Below are 18231 nucleotides of genomic sequence, written 5' to 3' on the forward strand. Positions count from 1 at the left end.
CTTACTGGTGGATACACATTTTATAGGTTTCCGCGACGTTCTTGCTCTCTTTCAATTGATTCAAATAACGCCTTAAAGTTCCCTTCTCCGAATCCACGAGAGCCTTTACGCTGGATAATTTCAATAAATAATGTTGGACGATCTACAATCGGTTTTGTAAAAATTTGTAGTAAGTATCCTTCATCATCACGGTCTACTAGAATCTTAAGCTCTTTTAATCTTTCAACTTCCTCATCGATTTCTCCAACACGTGCAGTTAATTCTTCATAATACGTATCTGGTGTGTCTAGAAATTCAACTCCATTGGCACGAAGCGCTTCAACTGTTTTGACAATATCATTTGTCAACAATGCAAGATGCTGTACACCCTCACCATTGTAAAACTCTAAGTATTCTTGTATTTGCGACTTTCGTTTTCCCTCTGCAGGTTCATTAATTGGGAATTTAATACGGCTTCCATTTGTCATAACTTTTGACATCAACGCAGAATATTCCGTACTAATATCTTCATCATCAAAATGAATCATTTGTTTAAAGCCCATAACATTTTCGTAATAGCTAACCCATTCTTCCATTTTCTCAACGTTACCGACAACATGATCAACAGCAATTAAACCTGATTCTTCTGACGGAACTTCGAACTCAGCTTTTTCATAGCCAGGCATAAATGTTCCTTTATAGTTTTTACGCTCTATAAGCGTATGAATTGTATCCCCATACGTACCAATTACTGCTTTTTTTAATGCTCCATGCTCATCTGTTAACTCTTCTGGAGGAGAAATTGCAACAGCACCTCGTTTCACAGCTTCTGAGTATGCTTTCTCGACATCGTCAACAAGTAACGCAACATCTTTTACCCCGTCTCCATGAAGTTTTACAAATTCCGCGATACGGTTATCACTATTTAACGCTCCAGACACAACAAAGCGCATATTTTTTTGTACAAGAACATAAGATACCTTTTCGCGGTTTCCTGTCTCTAATCCAGAATAAGCTACAATTTTGAAGCCAAATGCTCTCGCGAGATAATAACTTGCCTGCTTTGCATTTCCTACATAAAATTCTACATGGTCTACATCACGTACTGGGAAAAAATCCTCCATTTGTGTAGTCAACGCATCCATAGATTTTTGTTTCATAACTTTCTCATCCCCCTGTAAATGAATTGAATATGACATACTTAAAACCATTCGAAAATTCTTCTAGGTACTAACAGCAAATTAGTTAGCAAGCTAACAAATTTCTGACTTTTTAAATTTTCTATTTTTTCTGTCAAATTCCTCTTTTTTCTCCCATATAAAATTCGACTTTTTTCTATGTAAAAGTTAGCTCATTTCCAACAAAGAAACAAAACACCCAAAAATAAAAAAAGCTCTAACATATTAATTATTGATAATATGTTAGAGCTTTTATCTTGTTAGAATAATGGTTCGAATCAAATATGAAAAATTCTTTCTATTTCTATTCATCATACTAATACATTTGCAAGGAATACGATTAACATTGTTAACACGGCTGCTCCGCTTGCTGTTCCTAAAAGATCCATCTTTGTTACTTGTAATACTTGTTCCATATTCCTCATTCTCCCTTCCTTTTATTTATATATGAAGCATAAAACTTCTATTATACTAAAACACTTGAAAGAAATACGATTAGCGCTGTTAATACTGCTGCTCCACCTGCTGATCCTAAGAAATCCATCTTTGTTACTTGTAATGCTTCTTTGTTTTCCATATTGTTTATGCTCCCTTCATTTTGCATATGTATTTCAATTCTTACGCTAAAACGTTAGCTAAAAATACGATGAATGCTGTTAATGCTGCTGCCCCGCTTGCTGATCCTAAAAAATCCATTTTCGTTACTTGTAACACTTGCTCTTTGTTCATATTTTCCCTCTCCTTTTATATGTATCTCTATATCATTTTAAAGAAATGATTGATTCATAGTTTTCATCTTATTGTTACAATGATTTGTTTTGTGTAACCTTTGTAACAATAATGTAACATAACTTTTCTTCATCTGCAATATCATTTGCAAAATTTATGACGTTTTTTTACAAGATAATAAAAAATATATACTCATATCCTTTTATATAAGGATTTCTGTCGTTTTATCGTTTGTAACGTTAATGTAACATTTGTATTACATTCATAAAAATAAGCGTATGAAAGTGAACCTTTATAAGCCCTCGCCAATCGGGCTGTTACGGGATAAACGAATGATAACGCCCCTTTCCTATCTCTCCTTAAAATAGATTACTTCCTGACTTCTACTTTTTATCTCAAAGTTGATATATTTCCTCAACATAACTATGTATAATAAAAGCAAAGAGGTGGTCATTTTGAAATTAATCGCATTAGATATGGATGGTACACTTTTATCATCTAATCTTGAAATCTCCAAAGAAAACTTACAAGCAATTCATGCTGCACAAGAAGCTGGGCATATTGTAATGATTTGTTCTGGCCGTGCAAAAGAAGATGCTTTAAAGGTGTTGGAAGAATATGAGTTATCACTTCCAGTTGGGGCAAGCAATGGGGCAATTGTATATGTGGATGGAAACGTAATTAATTCTCGCTGTTTGCAAAATGATAAAGTATACAAGCTTGCAAAATTATTAGAATCTGAAGGTTTTCCGTATAAATTATATACAAACCAAGGAGTCTACGCTCCTTATAATTGGAATGGACAAGTCATGCGTACATTTGAGGAAAATAAGCATGAACTTGACGTTACAATGGAAGAATTGGAACGAATTACAGAGAAACAAAAAAAATCGAATCTAATTACTGATTTTCAAAAAATTGAAGATGTCATAAGTAATGCAGACTTAGAAATATCTAAATTCTTTATTTTAACTTTCCATGCTGGACACCGCTCGGCACTACTACAAACTTTACAAGAAGATAAAGAGATTATGGTTACAGCGTCGGCACCAACAAACTTGGAAATTATGGACAAAGACGGTCATAAAGGAAATGGGCTACGAGAAATGGCAGCACATTTTAACATTCCGCTTGGAGATACCGTGGCAATTGGTGATAACTTTAACGATGTACCAATGCTTGAAATAGCAGGCCTATCTGTCGCAATGGGAAATGCCGAAGAAGATGTAAAGAAACTATGTGATGTAGTTACATTAACAAATGATGAACATGGCGTTGCGCACGCAATTAAACAATATGTATTAAAACAACCATCATCCAGCAAGTGATAAAAAGGCTCTTTCACCATTTGAAAGAGCCTTTTTATTTATATATGATGACAAGCAACATGATGTCCTTCCTCAACCTCTCGAAATTCTGGTACAGCTTGCTTACAAATATTTGTTGCAAATGGGCAGCGCGTATGGAAGCGGCAGCCTGACGGTGGATTAGCTGGACTTGGAACATCACCTTGCAAAATGATTCGTTCACGCTTCACAGTTGGATCGGGAATTGGTACCGCAGATAATAGCCCTTTTGTATACGGGTGAAGTGGATTCATAAACAATTGATCACGAGAAGCCGTTTCGACAATTTTCCCTAAATACATAATCCCTATTTTCGTACATAAATGCTCCACAACACTTAAATCATGCGAAATAAATAAGTAGGAAAGACCTTTTTTCTCACGCAACTCACTAAACAAATTAATAATTTGTGCTTGAATCGATACATCTAACGCTGCAACGGGTTCATCGGCAACAATAAATTCTGGATCTAATACCATCGTCCTTGCAATCACAATACGCTGGCGTTGTCCTCCGGAAAATTCATGCGGATAACGATCCATATGATAGGGGGCTAATCCACACAGCTCTAATACTTCCAACACTTTTGCCCGAACATTTTCTTTTGTTGCTAAACCGTGGGCTAACATTGGTTCACCAAGCGCTTCACCAATTCGCATCCGTGGATTTAATGAACTAAATGGATCTTGGAATACAAGTTGCATATTGGGACGATATTTTCGCAGCTCTTCTTTCGATAACGAGTGAATATCTTCCCCTTTAAATTTTACTTCACCCTCTGTTTTTTGAACGAGACGAAGAATGGTTTTCCCAATCGTCGTTTTCCCACTTCCAGATTCACCAACTAGACCGAATACTTCACCTTTATTGATTGCAAAGCTAACCCCATCTACCGCCTTTACATGTCCAATTGTCCTCCTAAATACACCGCCTTTAACCGGAAAATACGTTTTTAAATTCTTTACTTCTAATAATGGTTCACTCATTTCTCAGCACGCTCCTCATATAACCAGCATGCTACTTTATGATTATCTTCATGTTCCTTAAGGTCTGGCGCTGCATTTCTGCATATATCCATACAATGCTCACAGCGACCACTAAAGTAGCAAAACTCCCCTAATCCAACTAAGTTTGGAACTTGCCCAGGAATGGAATACAGTTTATTTGTTCGTTTCCCCATTACTGGTTTTGACTTTAGCAAACCTTTTGTATATGGATGCTTCGGATTTTGGAATAGCTCTAATACCTTCGCTTCTTCAATGACTTTTCCACCATACATCACAACAACATAATCCGCCATTTCTGCTACAACACCTAAATCATGTGTAATGAATAAAATAGATGTTTTGAATTCTTCTTTGACTTGTCTTAATAAATCTAATATTTGCGCTTGAATCGTAACATCAAGAGCTGTTGTTGGCTCATCAGCAATTAACAATTTAGGATTACAACTAAGAGCGACAGCAATCATAATTCGCTGCAACATTCCGCCGCTTAATTCATGTGGATAGGAATGAACAATCTCATCTGCACGTGCAATCCCAACCTTCCGAATGAGTTCAATTGCCTTTTTATATGCTTCGTTTTTACTAAGAAGTTCATGTTCTCGTAATGTCTCAACAATTTGTTCCCCAACAGTAAATACGGGGTTAAGAGATGTCATTGGCTCTTGAAAAATCATCGTGATGTCATTTCCTCTTAAACTACGAAGCTCCTTCTCTTTCATTCCTAACAGACTTTTCCCTTCGTAAAGAATATCACCACCAACAATACGACCGGATTCATCAATAAGCCCCATAATAGATAAAGCCGTTACACTTTTCCCGCATCCTGATTCACCGACCACACAAACAATTTCTCCCTCTCGAACAGAAAAGCTCACATGATTAACAGCTTTCACAATCCCCTCTTCCGTTTGAAAGTGTGTTTGTAAATCTTTTAATTCTACTATCGCTCTACTCATTCATCTCACCTACCGCTTCATCTTTGGATCTAATGCATCACGAAGTGCATCACCAAGTAAATTAATTGATACAACTGTTATAAAAATAGCAAACCCTGGTGGAATCCATAACCACGGACGCTTTTGGAAATCAATTAGCGAGTTTGCTGCATTAATCATATTTCCCCATGAAGGTGTAGGTGGAACAACTCCAAGACCTAGATAACTGAGTGCTGACTCTCCTAAAATAGACCCTGCAACACCTAAGGTAGATACAACGATCAATAACGGTAATACATTCGGAATTAAGTGATACACAATCTTACGATAATCTTTCAAACCTAACACATCAGCTGCTTGCATAAAGGCTTGTTCCCGAAGCGACAAAATTTGCCCTCTAACAAGACGAGCGAGTCCTGGCCAACCCACCAAACTTAAAATAATCATAATGACATAAAGACGGTAGTTTGATGGGATCTTCCACTCTGATAAAATAGCTCCCATTATAATGAGTAAAGGTAATCCTGGCATTGACATTAAAATATCGGCAAGGCGCATAATAACGTTGTCAACAATACCTCGATAAAAACCAGAAATGGCACCTAATAAAGCACCTAAAATTACCGATAGAACCATTGATGCCAAACCAATTGTTAGTGATATACGCCCCGCTTGCATAAGCCTTGTTAATACATCTCTTCCAAGTTGATCTGTACCAAGCCAATGTAACGAGCTAGGTGGTTTATTCATTAAAGTAACTTGTATTTTTCCAGATGCATATGGTGAAAAGAATGGCCCAATAAAACAAAATAAAAACATAAAAATCAATGCATAAAACCCGACTAACGCCATTTTATTTTTCTTAATTTTCCTATAAGCCTGTCGCCATGGCGACGATTCATTTCTTCTTTTCTTTTTCTTCTTTATCTCTGTATTTGTTGTAACAACTTCCATCTCTTTTCCCCCCTTTACTGCAACCGAATACGCGGATCCACAACAGCATATACAATATCCGCTAAGAAATTTGAAACAATCGTTAAAACAGAAAGAAACATTGTAAAGCCCATTAATACTGTATAATCTCGAAAATTTAATGCCTCTAATTGAATGCTTCCGATTCCAGGCCAGTTAAAAATTTGTTCAATAATAATTGCACCAGAGAATAACCCTGGTAATTCAAATGCGAGCAATGTAATGGCTGGTAAAATTGCATTTTTTAGTGCATGTTTATAAATAACAGCCTTCTCCTTGAGCCCTTTTGCTCGTGCTGTGCGAATATAATCTTGTCTTACAACCTCAAGCATACTTGTTCTAAAATAACGAGTTAACGATCCTACGCCAAGAAGTGTCAAAATAAATACCGGTAGGATCATATGCTTAGCAACTTCTAAAACATAAGCAAAACCGGTTGAATTACTACCAACATCAATCATTCCACCTATTGGTAACAATTTAAAATCTACAGCAAAGACTTTAATCAGAAATAGACCAATAAAGAATGACGGAAATGACATTGCAGCAAAAACTCCGACTGTCACAAGCTTATCGAATAAGGAGTGCTGTTTTATTGCTGAAAATACTCCAACAATAAGCGCAATTAACCAAATAAAAAATAAAGCTACAATCGCTACCATAAACGAATTCCAAATAAATTTATTTAATAGCGATGTTACAGATTCTTGATATTGCAAAGAAAAGCCAAAGTTCCCTTGTAATGCATTACCTAACCAATGAACGTAACGCTCCATAATTGGTTTGTTTAACCCATATAGTTCCCTAAGCTCTGCAGCTCTTTCTGGCGTAATCTTCGGATTCGAATCAATATAATCCCCTGGTAAAAGTGCGAATAAGAAGAAGATAATAATAGATGTACCAAACAGTGTAGGGATCATTTGTAACAACCTACGAATGATATATGTTTTCACCCTTCGTCTCCCCAATCTTATGTACTTAAAATAGAAGAACATTTTTTCATTCAGCATTTCGAATGAAAAAATGTCTTCTATTTATACGGACTGATCTTTATTTTTCAATTGATAATACAGGTAAATTAGAACTAATACCGTCATATTTTTCAGGATCAATTCCTTTTATATTTGCGTTGTAAGCTGTAATAATTTTACGGTAGTTTAATAGAATAACAGGTGGATCATCACTTAATTCTTTATATAGTTCTTTATAAATCGGTTTTCTTTTCTCGATATCAATTGTTTCAAGCCCTTTTTGAATTAACTCATCAACTTTTTCATTTTTATATCCTAGCTTGTTTCCATCCCCTTCAGATGAATAACCACTAACCGGTTCACTTGGATCTACTGTAATTGGGGTTGCAACAGCAGCTAAATCATAGTCACCTTTGTTCACTTTTGAAAGCATCGTATTAAAATCCATAAACTCTGGGTTAAACTCAATTCCTATTTCTTTATAATTCTCTTTCGCAATCGGGATGAATAGATCACCCTCTTTTGCTGAACTTCCACCATAATATGTTACTTTTAATTTTTGACCGTCTTTTTCCCGAATTCCATCCGAACCGACTTTCCATCCCGCCTCATCTAACAATTTCTTCGCCTTTTCTTTGTCATATTCATACTTATTAATCCCATCTTCTGTATAAGCCCACGAAGTTGGATGAATTGGTACGTTTGCTACCGTACCGTAACCTTTCAAGGCTGTATCCACATACTTTTTACGATCTAATCCATAGATAAGTGCTTGTCGAACTTTTTTATCTTTTAAATATGGCTTTTTACTATTTATTTTTATATAAGAGAATGAAGATGCCGTCTCAATTTCAATATTGGCAAATCCTAAGCTTTTTACTTGTTCTAAAATTTCATCACCTGTTCCAACACCTGTATAGTCTATCTCACCTGTTTGGAATAGTTGAAATTTCGTATCTGCTGACGTAATTTTATAAATAAAGTTTTTAATTTTCGGTTCTCCTGCATAATAATGTTCATTCGCTACGAAACGAACTTCTTGCCCAGGAATATATTTTTCAAATTTATAAGGGCCCGCAGCAAGCGGTTTACCATACAGCTCTTTTAAATAATCTAAACTTGTATTTTGTTTATAGTCCTTACCGTAATATGCCTTCGATAATACTGGTCCTCCTAAAGCGAGTAAAGCTTGAGAATTTACTTTCTCTGTTGTAATTTTAATTGTTTGTGGATCAATAATTTGAATACCTTCAATAGCATTTGCCTTCCCTTCTCTGTACTCTTTTCCACCTTTAATCGCATATTGCAAAATAGAATCGCTACCTTCATATGCTTGATCATGTAAAAGTGTTAATGTGAATGCCACATCATCCGCTGTTAACGGTGAACCATCACTAAACTTTGCATCTTTACGCAAGTGGAATGTGTATGTTAATTGATCGGGAGAAACATCCCATTTTTCCGCTAAATCGGGAACTGGTTTCCCTTGCTTATCTGTTGTAACAAGGGAAGCAAAAATAACAGATGTTACGTTTCCATCCCAACCGTTATCTTGAAAATATGGTAAGAAAACACCCCCTGGTTTAGAAATACCAGCAATCAGCGTATCCTTTCTGTTTTTTGCTTTGTCTGGAACTTTCGTCTTATCTGTAGCTGCGATTTTTTCAACTTTGAGATTCTTCAAGTCCTGCTGCTTAGCAGGTTCTGTTGAAACCTCTTCTTCTCCTCCCCCACAAGCAGATAATACAAGTGAACTACTTAGTAAAATCGAAAATACACTAGCCCATCTTTTTGACTTTTTCTCCATTGTCCCCACCTTAACTTTCCTAAATATTTCTTAAATTGCCCTTAAATAAATCATAAAACCTATCGAAAAAATTGGTTTTATATTTAAAAAATAAATGTTCGTGAGGGGGTAAATAATTTTATTCATACATTTCCGATAGGTTTTATTGTTATTAGATTACATCTCTGAATATTTTTTGTCAATTCATTCTATTTAAATATTTTTATTTTTTTACTAATTCATCTAAAAAAATGAATTATATATATAAAATCATAAAAATCATTCTATTCTTTCTTTCCTATGCATAAACTACTAACAAATGACCAAAAAGGGGGCGAAAATATGGACAAACTATTCCAATATGTCTTGCACTATGTGGCATTGACAATCATGATTGTGGGAGCATTGCTTTTATTCCCGTTCTTCCCAAAGTTCGTCCTCTTTTTAGCGTTCTTCTTCATACTTGGAATGGCTATTATCATCTCTTTAGGAGAGGACGATACCCAGAAAGAAAGCAGAGCTCAGCGCTTAAAGCTGTAAACTCTGCTTTTTTCATTCATAACGTATTCTTGTTAAACCAATGATAAAAAATACACCTGCAAACAACAGTAATATACCAATATAACCCGTTATATCAATGAAAGTTCCACCTCTTACAATTAACTCGGTAAATCCGCGCATTGCCCAAGTTTGCGGAACAAAATTGGCAATTTGCTGCATCCATTCCGGTTCAATTTCAATCGGCCAATATAGACCGCTTATCATACATGTTGAAATCACAACAATATTCCCTAGCGCTGACTGTTGCTCGGCCGTTTTTACAATACTCGCTACTAACAGCGCCAAACCAATGACCGCTAGTAATAGTACCGATACAAGCATAATAATTCCTAGCATATCTCCCCATTGAACAGCAAACAAACGATTCGTTAATACCATCAAGACCCCAAATTGAATCCATCCGATTAAGAAGAATGAAAGTATATATCCGCCTAGTATTTGAGCTTTTGACGTAGGAGTTTCGAGCAGGCGAGACCATACTCCTATTTGCCTTGATTTCAAAATCGTCCCTGTTGCACTTAGCATAACAATCATAACAAATAAAATAGAAAACCCTGCTGCACGCCCTGCCATGTGATTCAAATTTTTCTCCCCTGCTATAGAATCTTTTTCAATTGAGACCGGTTTTACTTTTGCATGAATGCTTTCATATATATCCTTCCAAGAAGTTCCCCCTGTTTGTTCGAGTTTTTTTGCTGCTGCTACCTCAATTTTCATTTTTTTAATCGTACTTTGCAGAACTTGCTCTACAGAAGAACTTCCTGTAAAATCAGCGCTTGATTGAAATTTCATTTTCCCCGACTCTCCAGCTATCACATTCTCTTGAAATCCCTTTGGAATGATAACAATACCCGAAGACTTCTTATTTTCAACTCTCTGCTTTGCTTCTTTTAAAGTTCCTTTTTCAATCGTAATGAAATGATTCCCTCTTAGTTCTTGATAATACGAATGAGACAACTTTGACTGATCATAATCTACTAAACTAATCTTTACTTTTTCATCTCCACTTCCACTTAACAAACCTCCAAATATGAGTGTAAAAATGATTGGCATTCCAAACATGAGTATATAGCCTTGCGGTTTCGTGAAAACTTGTTTTAACTCTAACGAACAAAGCGCCCAAATTTTTTTCATTTCTTCTCCTCCTATCTCATGCGTAGACGAACCGTCCCAATGATTACTGAAACAAATCCTGCACTAGCCAAACTTAAGATAACTGGAAGTAATGTACCCCAAGATGTTCCCGACATAATGTTTAAAAAACTTGTCAGCGCCCATTTATTTGGAGCAATATGAGCAATGGTTTGAAGACTGTCTGGAAATGCATAAAGCGGTAGCATAGATCCGCCTAATAAAGCGAGTAATTGAACTCCAATCCCGCCCATTAAATCTGCCGTCTTCTCTTCATGAATCCATGCTGCAATAAGCATCGATAATCCAGAAACACAAATGGCATAGGCAATTCCTACTGTTATCATCTGAAGTATATTCCCTCCCCAATTCACATGAAATACATAATGAGTAGCGAATACAAATACGCCAAATTGAATAAAAGAAAATAACAATGTTCCAAAGAATTTTCCTAATAAAATAGAGAATGAACTTGTTGGGGTACTAAATAACCTTGCTAACGTTTCTGTTCTTCGCTCCGTTATAATAGATTTCGCTCCAACTGTTATATTAAATAATAAAAACATGACTACCATAGCTGCTGCATAATATTGCATGGCAGTGACTGTCTTTTTACCGATGGTTCCTTTTTCAACTTCATCTCTATTGGAAGTAGCCACTGTTTGTAAATTCGTACTTACTTCTTTTGCAATTTGTTCTATATTTTTAGGTTGCGACTTTGCTAACTCTGTAATAACGACCTTAGTAGAAACTGCGATTGTTTGTGCCTGTTCTGTGAAAGAACGAATCATCGATTCAGCAATTTTTGCTTGCATATCTTTTGCTGGATTCGTCATTAGTTTTGCTTCTTTTAATGTTCCTTCTTCTATCTGTTCACTCCAGCTGCTTGGTATGATTACCCCAACATCAATTTTTTGTTTTTTTAATAGGTCCTCTAGCTCACTTTGTGACGTTACAATCTCTACTTTTATATCCTTCTCTAGCTCTTTTGACTGCAATATGTCTTTTCGAAGCATCTCACCAAAGTCATCCGGTCCTTCTTGATAATAGCCGATTACTGTTTTAGGTAACCCCCCGTTATCTAATATGTTGCTTAGTGCCGATCCTAAAATAGCTGTGAGTAGTAATGGCATTAGTAACATCATCATAACTCCACGCCGATCGATGACACGAATCTTTACATCTTTCCATGCTACAATGAGGCTTTTCATAATCTTCTCCCCCTAATCGCGAAGTGACCGCCCTGTTAATTGTAAAAAAAGGGCTTCTAAATTCGGTTCTTGCACTTCAAGTCTTACAATTTGCGCTTGATTTTCTACCACTACCGAAACAACAGTACCAACAGCTGCTCCATTCTGCAGTCCAATATCAAGGGTATTTGTCTCCTCATGGATAACAACCCGTTCTACAGTAGGAATTGCCTTTAATTTTCCCAATAACTCCTGAGTGAAATGATTCAACTGCACTTTCACCATAAAGCCATCTGTCAAACGATTACATAGCTCTGTTTTTGTTCCGACTGCAATCACTTTTCCATGATCAACGATTGCAACCCGTTCACATAAATGCTCTACTTCCTCCATGTAGTGACTTGTATAAATAACAGTCATACCTTTTTCATTTAATTTCTTTACTGTTTCTAAAATATGATTTCGCGATTGTGGATCGATTCCTACTGTCGGTTCATCCATAATTAACAACTCTGGCTCATGCATGAGCGCTGCTCCAATATTAATTCGGCGTTTCATTCCTCCTGAAAATGTTTCAACTTTATCTTTCGCTCGATCTTGTAATCCTACATATGCAAGCACTTCATCTGATCGTTTCTTAGCAACAGCTCCACTTAATCCATACATCTTCCCCCAGAAAATTAAATTCTCTTTCGCAGAAAGCGTAGGATATAAAGCAATATCTTGTGGAACAATTCCGATTTTCTTTTTTATATCTAATGGGTACTCTTTTACAGACTTTCCTCCAACTTTAATATCACCACTATCATAAGGAATAAGCCCACAAATCATCGCTATCGTCGTTGACTTTCCAGCGCCATTTGGACCAAGTAACCCAAATATCTCTCCTTTGTGTACTTCAAAAGATACATTCTGTACAACCTCTCTCTTTCCGAAAGATTTCACAATATGTTCCACAGCTAACATGACGGTTCATCCTCCTTACATTCATCTACAGTTCCATTGTAAAAGAATGCTCCCTCTCTTCCATCCTCCCTCAGATAGAAATGTAAAATAAAAAAGCAGCATCATTGGCTGCTTTTTTCGATTTCTCTATGCTAAAAGTCATGTGTATGTAGTAATACCATATCTCACTGCATATATAGCTGCTTGCGTCCGATCTCTAAGTTCTAGCTTGCTAATTAAGCTGGAAACATGATTTTTTACAGTCCCCTCTGTAATAAACAACTTTTCAGCAATCTCTTTATTATTGAGTCCAAAGCCGATTTCCCTTAATACTTCTATTTCACGTTCTGTTAATTGTTCTATTTGCTTTGGAGCACTTTGTTCTGATGCGTCTACAACTTTTGTTCTTTTTAATTCCTTTACAATTTGTGCTGTTATATTTTGTGGAAGAACAGCACCTCCGCCATGGACTGTTAATATCGCTTGAACAATCGCATCTGTCTCCATATCCTTCAATAAATAACCACTTGCGCCTTGCTCTAACGCCTCAAAAATAAGTTCACTATCATTAAATGTCGTTAACATGAGCACTTTGATTTCGGGAAATTCCTCTCTTACTAATCTCGTTCCTTCCACCCCATTTACTCGAGGCATTCGAATATCCATCAAAATAATTTCAGGTTGCAGTTTTTCTATTTTCTCAACAACTTCATCCCCATCACTTGCTGTCCCTACCACCTCAAGTTCTGGACGCAAGTTTAATAACATTGCTAAACCGTCACGAATCAGCGACTGATCGTCCACAATCATAATACGAATCATTTCGTTCCTCCTATTACCCATGTTTTTTCTTTTAACGGGAACTCAGCTTTTAGCCGAAATCCCTTCTCTATCTCACTTTCAAACCGAATTACTCCTCCATGTTCCTCTACGCGTTCTTTCATATTCATTAATCCAAAGCCAGGACTTACTTCATTCACACCAATGCCATTATCAGAAATTGATAACATTACCTTTTCACTGTCACAAAATAATTCAACTTCACATGCACTAGCTTTTCCGTGACGTTTCGCATTTGTTAAAGATTCTTGCATAATACGTAATAAAGTTGGCTGTAGTGATAATGGAATAACAATCGGATCTCCTTTTAAGTGAAAGGTTACTTGTACTGTCGCCGCTTTTGAAAACTCACTTAACATTTCTCGCATATTCTCCACTATATTCCCTAAATTCTTTTCTTCCTTCAGCGCACGTACCGAAGCTCTTACCTCTTGGAGAGATTTTTTAGCTAATTCATGGCATGTACGTAAAACATCCTCTGTCACATTTGATTTTTGTTTCCATAAAGCTTCGGCAAGTTGCAGTTGTACAAGTAAAGCTGTCATATTATGACCCACTGTATCATGAATTTCTCTAGCAATATCGTTTCGTTCCCGAACGGCAGTTAATTCTTCTACTTCCTTCGCATAAAGCCGTAGTTGTTCATGTGCTTCTTTTAAAGCCGTATGAGATGATATTAATTTTTCATACTGTTCATCAACTGTTTGATGTGCTACGGTCAGCTTTCTTATTAAACTCCCTGCTAAAGCACTAAAGAGTACAAACATAAAGTTAATGGCGTTTGTATCCAATTCTACCTTCCCTGTATATTGATATGTATATAACAAAATAGAAAACCAACATATAAAGAAAAAACTTACAAAAAAATATACAACTTCTTTCCGCCATGTGTGAATAAATACTCCTACCGCTTCAATTCCAAATATAATCAAGTATAAAGATGTTTCAGGAAATAAAAATCCAAGCAGTGCTGTAACAATTCCATTGGTTAGAAATATATAAAAATCACGTTTTTTTCCTTTTTGTGGCTGAAAGAGCAACACATGATTCAAAATATAAACAAAACATGCAGTACCAATAAATACTTGCAAACCGATCGTTTCACGTGAAACATTGTTGATATATACTAAACAGATCATAATAATCGTAATGATGCGTGCATACTTTAACATACAATTCTCCTCGCATTTTAAAATGTGGATTTCACTTATAACAAGAAAATTATACCATTTACACCTCGATTTAATGGACATGAAAAAGACAAGTCACCCTCACATATGTTGAGAAGGTGACTTGTTTTTTCATCTATTCCATCATACTATCTAATCGATTATATAATTCCACTCGTAATCGTTCTTTCTCTGCTTTTTCTTTATATAACCGCTCCAATACTTCAACCTCACTTGTTTCTGCCATTGTAAACTTCAGTCCATATATCTCTTCTTCTATATGCACAAGCTTATTTTCAAGTTCGTCTATACTACTAAATTCTTTCTCTTTTACTCTTACATTTATTCCTTTAATTTTTAGAGTCTCTTGTTGTTTCACTTCTTCTTTCTCTATTCTTTCTGCCCATTTCTGACGTGCCCAAGCATAATTCCCCGCAAATTCAAATAATCTATGTTCATCAATCCAATACGTTTTCTCAAATAACTTATTTAAAAAGTAACGGTCATGTGAAACAGCAAGGATTGTTCCATTATATTGTTCAAGTGCTTCTTCCAACACTTCCCTTGATTCGATATCAAGATGATTTGTAGGTTCGTCCAACACAAGGAAATTTATATCTTGATACATAAGTTGTGCCAAACGCAATCTCATCCGTTCACCACCACTAAGCTGATTGACATTTTGAAAAACGGCTGGACCATAAAATAAAAAACGAGCTAATATATGGCGAGCTTCTCCTTCATTTACAGCTACATATTCTCTAAATTCTTCTAACACATTACATTTCACATTCTCATATACATGCTGCGATAAATAACCAACTTTCACACCACTACCAATTCGAATCTCGCCAGCATCCGGTTTCATTTCCTCTAACAATAGCTTTAATAATGTTGTTTTCCCTGTACCGTTACGTCCAACAATAGCGGATCGCTCTTGAAAACGAACATGTAAATTAACTTCTTGAAATAAAGTACGATTCATAAAACTTTTGCTAACTTCCTTCATTACAACAACATCTTTTCCACTTCTCTCTTGTCCTTCAAATTGAAGCCCTATCTTTTTTCTTTCTAAAATCGGCCTTTTTAACTTCTCCATGCGCTCTAATGCACGTTCCATATTTCGCGCGCGTTTATGCAACCCTTCATTGGGAGGATTCGCCTGATTTGCCCATTCTTTCAAACGCTTGATTGCTTCTTTCATCTTCTTTATTTTCTTTTGTTGCTCTTGATAGGACTGGAACTCTTGCAATAATCGTTCTTCTTTCTCCTCTACAAACTGTGAGTAATTCGTATGATAGACATGAAGCTCCCCGTCTTCTAAATCGAAAATTTTCGTAACAACTTCATCAAGAAAATAACGATCATGCGAAATGACAACAACTGTTCCTATATACTCTTTTAAAAATTGCTCAAGCCACTCCACTGCAAATAAATCTAAATGATTCGTTGGTTCATCTAACAGCAATAAATCTGGTTTCTGCAATAACATATAGGCCAGACTCACCTTTGTTTGTTCCCCACCACTTAACTGCGTAAAAATTCGTGGAAATAGTTCCTTCACTTGTAGACCATTTGCTACCTTCATGATATTCGCTTCTATTTCATAGCCACCCAAGAATGCAAATTGTTCCTGTACTGCTCCATATTTCTCCATCAATTTTTGTAAATCAGCTGGTTCTTGCTCCTCCGCCATACGTTTCTCTAAACTACGCATTTCTATTTCTAATTCTTTCTCTTTTACAAAAGCAGCGCTTAATACATCATATACAGTCATTTCATCAGCAAATTTCGGAATTTGTGCTACGTGACCAATACGGGTTCCTTTCTTCATATGAATAGCACCCGCATCTACGTTCTCAGTTCCTGTTAACAATTGAAAAACCGTCGTCTTTCCGCTACCATTTCGGCCAACTAATCCAATTCGTTCACCAGCCTTAATTTCAAGCGATATATTTTTAAATATGATGTTTCCACCAAAAGATTTCATTATATTGTTTACACTACAAATTATCATTTTCCGTACTCCTTTCAACGTAAAAAACCACAAGGAAAGAAACTTTCCCCATGGTTTTTGGCATAGAAAAAGGAAGCCAAATAGCCTCCCTTTTCACACGTTTATAAAATGGGTGAAGAGATTTCTATCGTTCAATAGCTACTATGCAATTGCTAAAAAAGGGCATACGTATCCCGTTAGCAATCACATCATGAAAAATCGCACGACAAAAATAAATAAAATCTAAAAATTTTGCGCGCGAAGCTAAAGAACGTTTCATCTCATTCACTCCTTTCGTACGAAATTTAATACTTACTTCTATATTATACTGCCCCATTCCATGTTTGAATAGTCATTTTTCTGAAAATAATGAAGATAGACTAAACATTTCAAAACTTCACATCTAATCTTACAAAACTGTTATGTTCACGTAATGGAAAGCGATAGTGCGAAATGATGCCTCCCTATACAATAAAGATAGAAACAAAAGATCACAAAAGGAGGAAATAATCATGATGAAAGAAATCGTAAAAGCAATCCTTGAGGTGTTAGTAAACGGACAAGCAGTTGTAAAAGAATTGAATCAATTATAAAAGGAGGAGCAAAAATGATGAACATGGTCAAAATGATTCTTCATGCTTTAATTGATGCAAAAGCTGTTAGCCAAGAATTAAATCAACAGTAAAAGGGGAAAAGGAATATGCAGAAGGCCATCGTTATACACATTTCCTTATGCGCAAAAGGCAATCAAAAGAAAAAACTATCGAGAAAATAAAAGACAAGATATCTATACGTACATTGGATATCTTGTCTTTTATTTTTTCTTTTCATAAAGCGTTTCTACTAAGTTAGAAGAGATAAAACAGCAATTGAAACACTACTTTAAACGAAAAGAATACGATTGGATGACCCGAAAAACAAATATAAATAAAGAGAGTAGCGGCTACATGCCCTACTCTTTTACGATTCCTTTATTTCGGTAATATACCTCTTGCAACCCTTCATTATATTTCATATTTTGATCCGTCCACTCAGTCCCTAGGTTTCCTGGCCATCCAGATGTATTCGCGATATATTTTAATAAAGCAAAATCAGTTAGCCCTTTTTGTACTCCTCTTTTATAACCTTTCAGTAGATGAGGCATCGCAATTTGAGCATTTGTACGAGGATCCTTTAGTTGTTCATCTGTTACATGCTCTGGAGCCAGTCCACCGCCGCGATGCAATTGAAACAACCCAAATGAAGTGCCATTATCTCCAACACTTCTTGGATTCAAACGACTTTCATGTTCAGCAATTGTAAGAGGAATCCATTCTGGAAGGTTTACCTTCTTTGCTTCTTCTATAATAATTTGTTTTATTTGCTTTGCTTCCTCTGAATCGACATAACTTGTCTGTTTTGTCCATCTTTCCATTCCTTCCGTTTCACCTTGAAAATATAAATACATTCCAAGAACAACTAGAAATCCTACAAAGAATTTTTTCACTACTTTTACC

Annotated in this window: 19 protein-coding genes; 2 read left to right on the forward strand and 17 right to left on the reverse strand. The window is 36.0% G+C overall.

What is annotated here, in order from left to right:
• Positions 1-20: 20 nt before the first annotated feature.
• The 4 genes from hppD to MR063_RS15125 all read right to left on the reverse strand — a co-directional run bounded on the left by hppD (position 21) and on the right by MR063_RS15125 (position 1886).
• Positions 21-1139, reverse strand: coding sequence for a 4-hydroxyphenylpyruvate dioxygenase (gene hppD / locus MR063_RS15110; RefSeq protein WP_242145813.1), 1119 nt, complete (start codon positions 1137-1139; stop codon positions 21-23).
• Positions 1140-1468: 329 nt separating this feature from the next.
• Positions 1469-1582, reverse strand: a complete 114-nt coding sequence (locus MR063_RS15115) for a DUF3948 family protein (RefSeq protein ID WP_242145814.1) — start codon at positions 1580-1582, stop codon at positions 1469-1471.
• A 41-nt stretch (positions 1583-1623) separates the two neighbouring features.
• A complete protein-coding gene (locus MR063_RS15120; protein WP_048721294.1) occupies positions 1624-1734 on the reverse strand; it encodes a DUF3948 family protein in 111 nt (36 codons plus the stop codon).
• A 41-nt stretch (positions 1735-1775) separates the two neighbouring features.
• Positions 1776-1886 (reverse strand): DUF3948 family protein, encoded by a 111-nt coding sequence (locus tag MR063_RS15125; RefSeq protein WP_242199055.1) that lies wholly within the window; start codon positions 1884-1886, stop codon positions 1776-1778.
• A 455-nt stretch (positions 1887-2341) separates the two neighbouring features.
• On the opposite strand from MR063_RS15125, the gene MR063_RS15130 reads away from it, so the two are divergent.
• On the forward strand, positions 2342-3214 hold the full coding sequence (locus MR063_RS15130; RefSeq protein WP_242199056.1) for a Cof-type HAD-IIB family hydrolase: 873 nt from the start codon (positions 2342-2344) through the stop codon (positions 3212-3214).
• A 38-nt stretch (positions 3215-3252) separates the two neighbouring features.
• Here the strand turns inward: MR063_RS15130 and MR063_RS15135 are convergent, their stop codons facing one another.
• The 5 genes from MR063_RS15135 to MR063_RS15155 form a co-directional block, all read right to left on the reverse strand.
• Entirely contained in the window at positions 3253-4218 is a 966-nt protein-coding gene (locus MR063_RS15135) for an ABC transporter ATP-binding protein (RefSeq protein WP_242199058.1), read from the reverse strand.
• The gene (locus MR063_RS15140) at positions 4215-5195 is read right to left on the reverse strand and encodes an ABC transporter ATP-binding protein (protein WP_242145365.1); all 981 of its coding nucleotides are present in this window, start codon (positions 5193-5195) and stop codon (positions 4215-4217) included. Before MR063_RS15140 ends, MR063_RS15135 begins: the two co-directional genes overlap by 4 nt.
• Positions 5196-5204: 9 nt before the next feature.
• The gene (gene opp4C, locus MR063_RS15145; protein ID WP_242199060.1) at positions 5205-6128 is read right to left on the reverse strand and encodes an oligopeptide ABC transporter permease; all 924 of its coding nucleotides are present in this window, start codon (positions 6126-6128) and stop codon (positions 5205-5207) included.
• Between the two features lie 14 nt (positions 6129-6142).
• Complete coding sequence (locus MR063_RS15150) at positions 6143-7099, reverse strand: ABC transporter permease (protein WP_242199062.1); 957 nt, start codon at positions 7097-7099, stop codon at positions 6143-6145.
• A 97-nt stretch (positions 7100-7196) separates the two neighbouring features.
• Positions 7197-8924 carry an ABC transporter substrate-binding protein gene (locus MR063_RS15155; RefSeq protein ID WP_242199064.1) on the reverse strand — a complete coding sequence of 576 codons (1728 nt, stop codon included), beginning with the start codon at positions 8922-8924 and terminating at the stop codon, positions 7197-7199.
• 321 nt (positions 8925-9245) lie between these two features.
• Here MR063_RS15155 and MR063_RS15160 point away from each other — a divergent pair, with 321 nt between their 5' ends.
• Positions 9246-9443 carry a hypothetical protein gene (locus tag MR063_RS15160; protein WP_041809369.1) on the forward strand — a complete coding sequence of 66 codons (198 nt, stop codon included), beginning with the start codon at positions 9246-9248 and terminating at the stop codon, positions 9441-9443.
• A gap of 12 nt (positions 9444-9455) precedes the next feature.
• On the opposite strand, the gene MR063_RS15165 is transcribed toward MR063_RS15160, so the two are convergent.
• The 8 genes from MR063_RS15165 to MR063_RS15200 form a co-directional block, all read right to left on the reverse strand.
• Positions 9456-10598 carry an ABC transporter permease gene (locus MR063_RS15165; RefSeq protein ID WP_242199066.1) on the reverse strand — a complete coding sequence of 381 codons (1143 nt, stop codon included), beginning with the start codon at positions 10596-10598 and terminating at the stop codon, positions 9456-9458.
• A gap of 11 nt (positions 10599-10609) precedes the next feature.
• Positions 10610-11806, reverse strand: a complete 1197-nt coding sequence (locus MR063_RS15170) for an ABC transporter permease (protein WP_242199068.1) — start codon at positions 11804-11806, stop codon at positions 10610-10612.
• A 12-nt stretch (positions 11807-11818) separates the two neighbouring features.
• Positions 11819-12751 (reverse strand): ABC transporter ATP-binding protein, encoded by a 933-nt coding sequence (locus MR063_RS15175; RefSeq protein WP_242199070.1) that lies wholly within the window; start codon positions 12749-12751, stop codon positions 11819-11821.
• A gap of 138 nt (positions 12752-12889) precedes the next feature.
• Positions 12890-13552: a response regulator gene (locus MR063_RS15180; protein WP_242199073.1), complete on the reverse strand. Its 663-nt coding sequence runs from the start codon at positions 13550-13552 to the stop codon at positions 12890-12892.
• A complete protein-coding gene (locus tag MR063_RS15185; RefSeq protein WP_242199074.1) occupies positions 13549-14742 on the reverse strand; it encodes a sensor histidine kinase in 1194 nt (397 codons plus the stop codon). Before MR063_RS15185 ends, MR063_RS15180 begins: the two co-directional genes overlap by 4 nt.
• Positions 14743-14875: 133 nt before the next feature.
• On the reverse strand, positions 14876-16756 hold the full coding sequence (gene abc-f, locus MR063_RS15190; protein ID WP_242199076.1) for a ribosomal protection-like ABC-F family protein: 1881 nt from the start codon (positions 16754-16756) through the stop codon (positions 14876-14878).
• A 124-nt stretch (positions 16757-16880) separates the two neighbouring features.
• A complete protein-coding gene (locus tag MR063_RS15195) occupies positions 16881-17015 on the reverse strand; it encodes an RAxF-45 family protein (RefSeq protein WP_313929434.1) in 135 nt (44 codons plus the stop codon).
• A gap of 672 nt (positions 17016-17687) precedes the next feature.
• Positions 17688-18221, reverse strand: a complete 534-nt coding sequence (locus MR063_RS15200; RefSeq protein WP_242199080.1) for a transglycosylase SLT domain-containing protein — start codon at positions 18219-18221, stop codon at positions 17688-17690.
• Positions 18222-18231 lie beyond the last annotated feature (10 nt).

This window comes from Bacillus cereus group sp. BfR-BA-01492, from assembly GCF_022662815.1.
Taxonomy (GTDB): Bacteria; Bacillota; Bacilli; order Bacillales; family Bacillaceae_G; genus Bacillus_A; species Bacillus_A cereus_BD.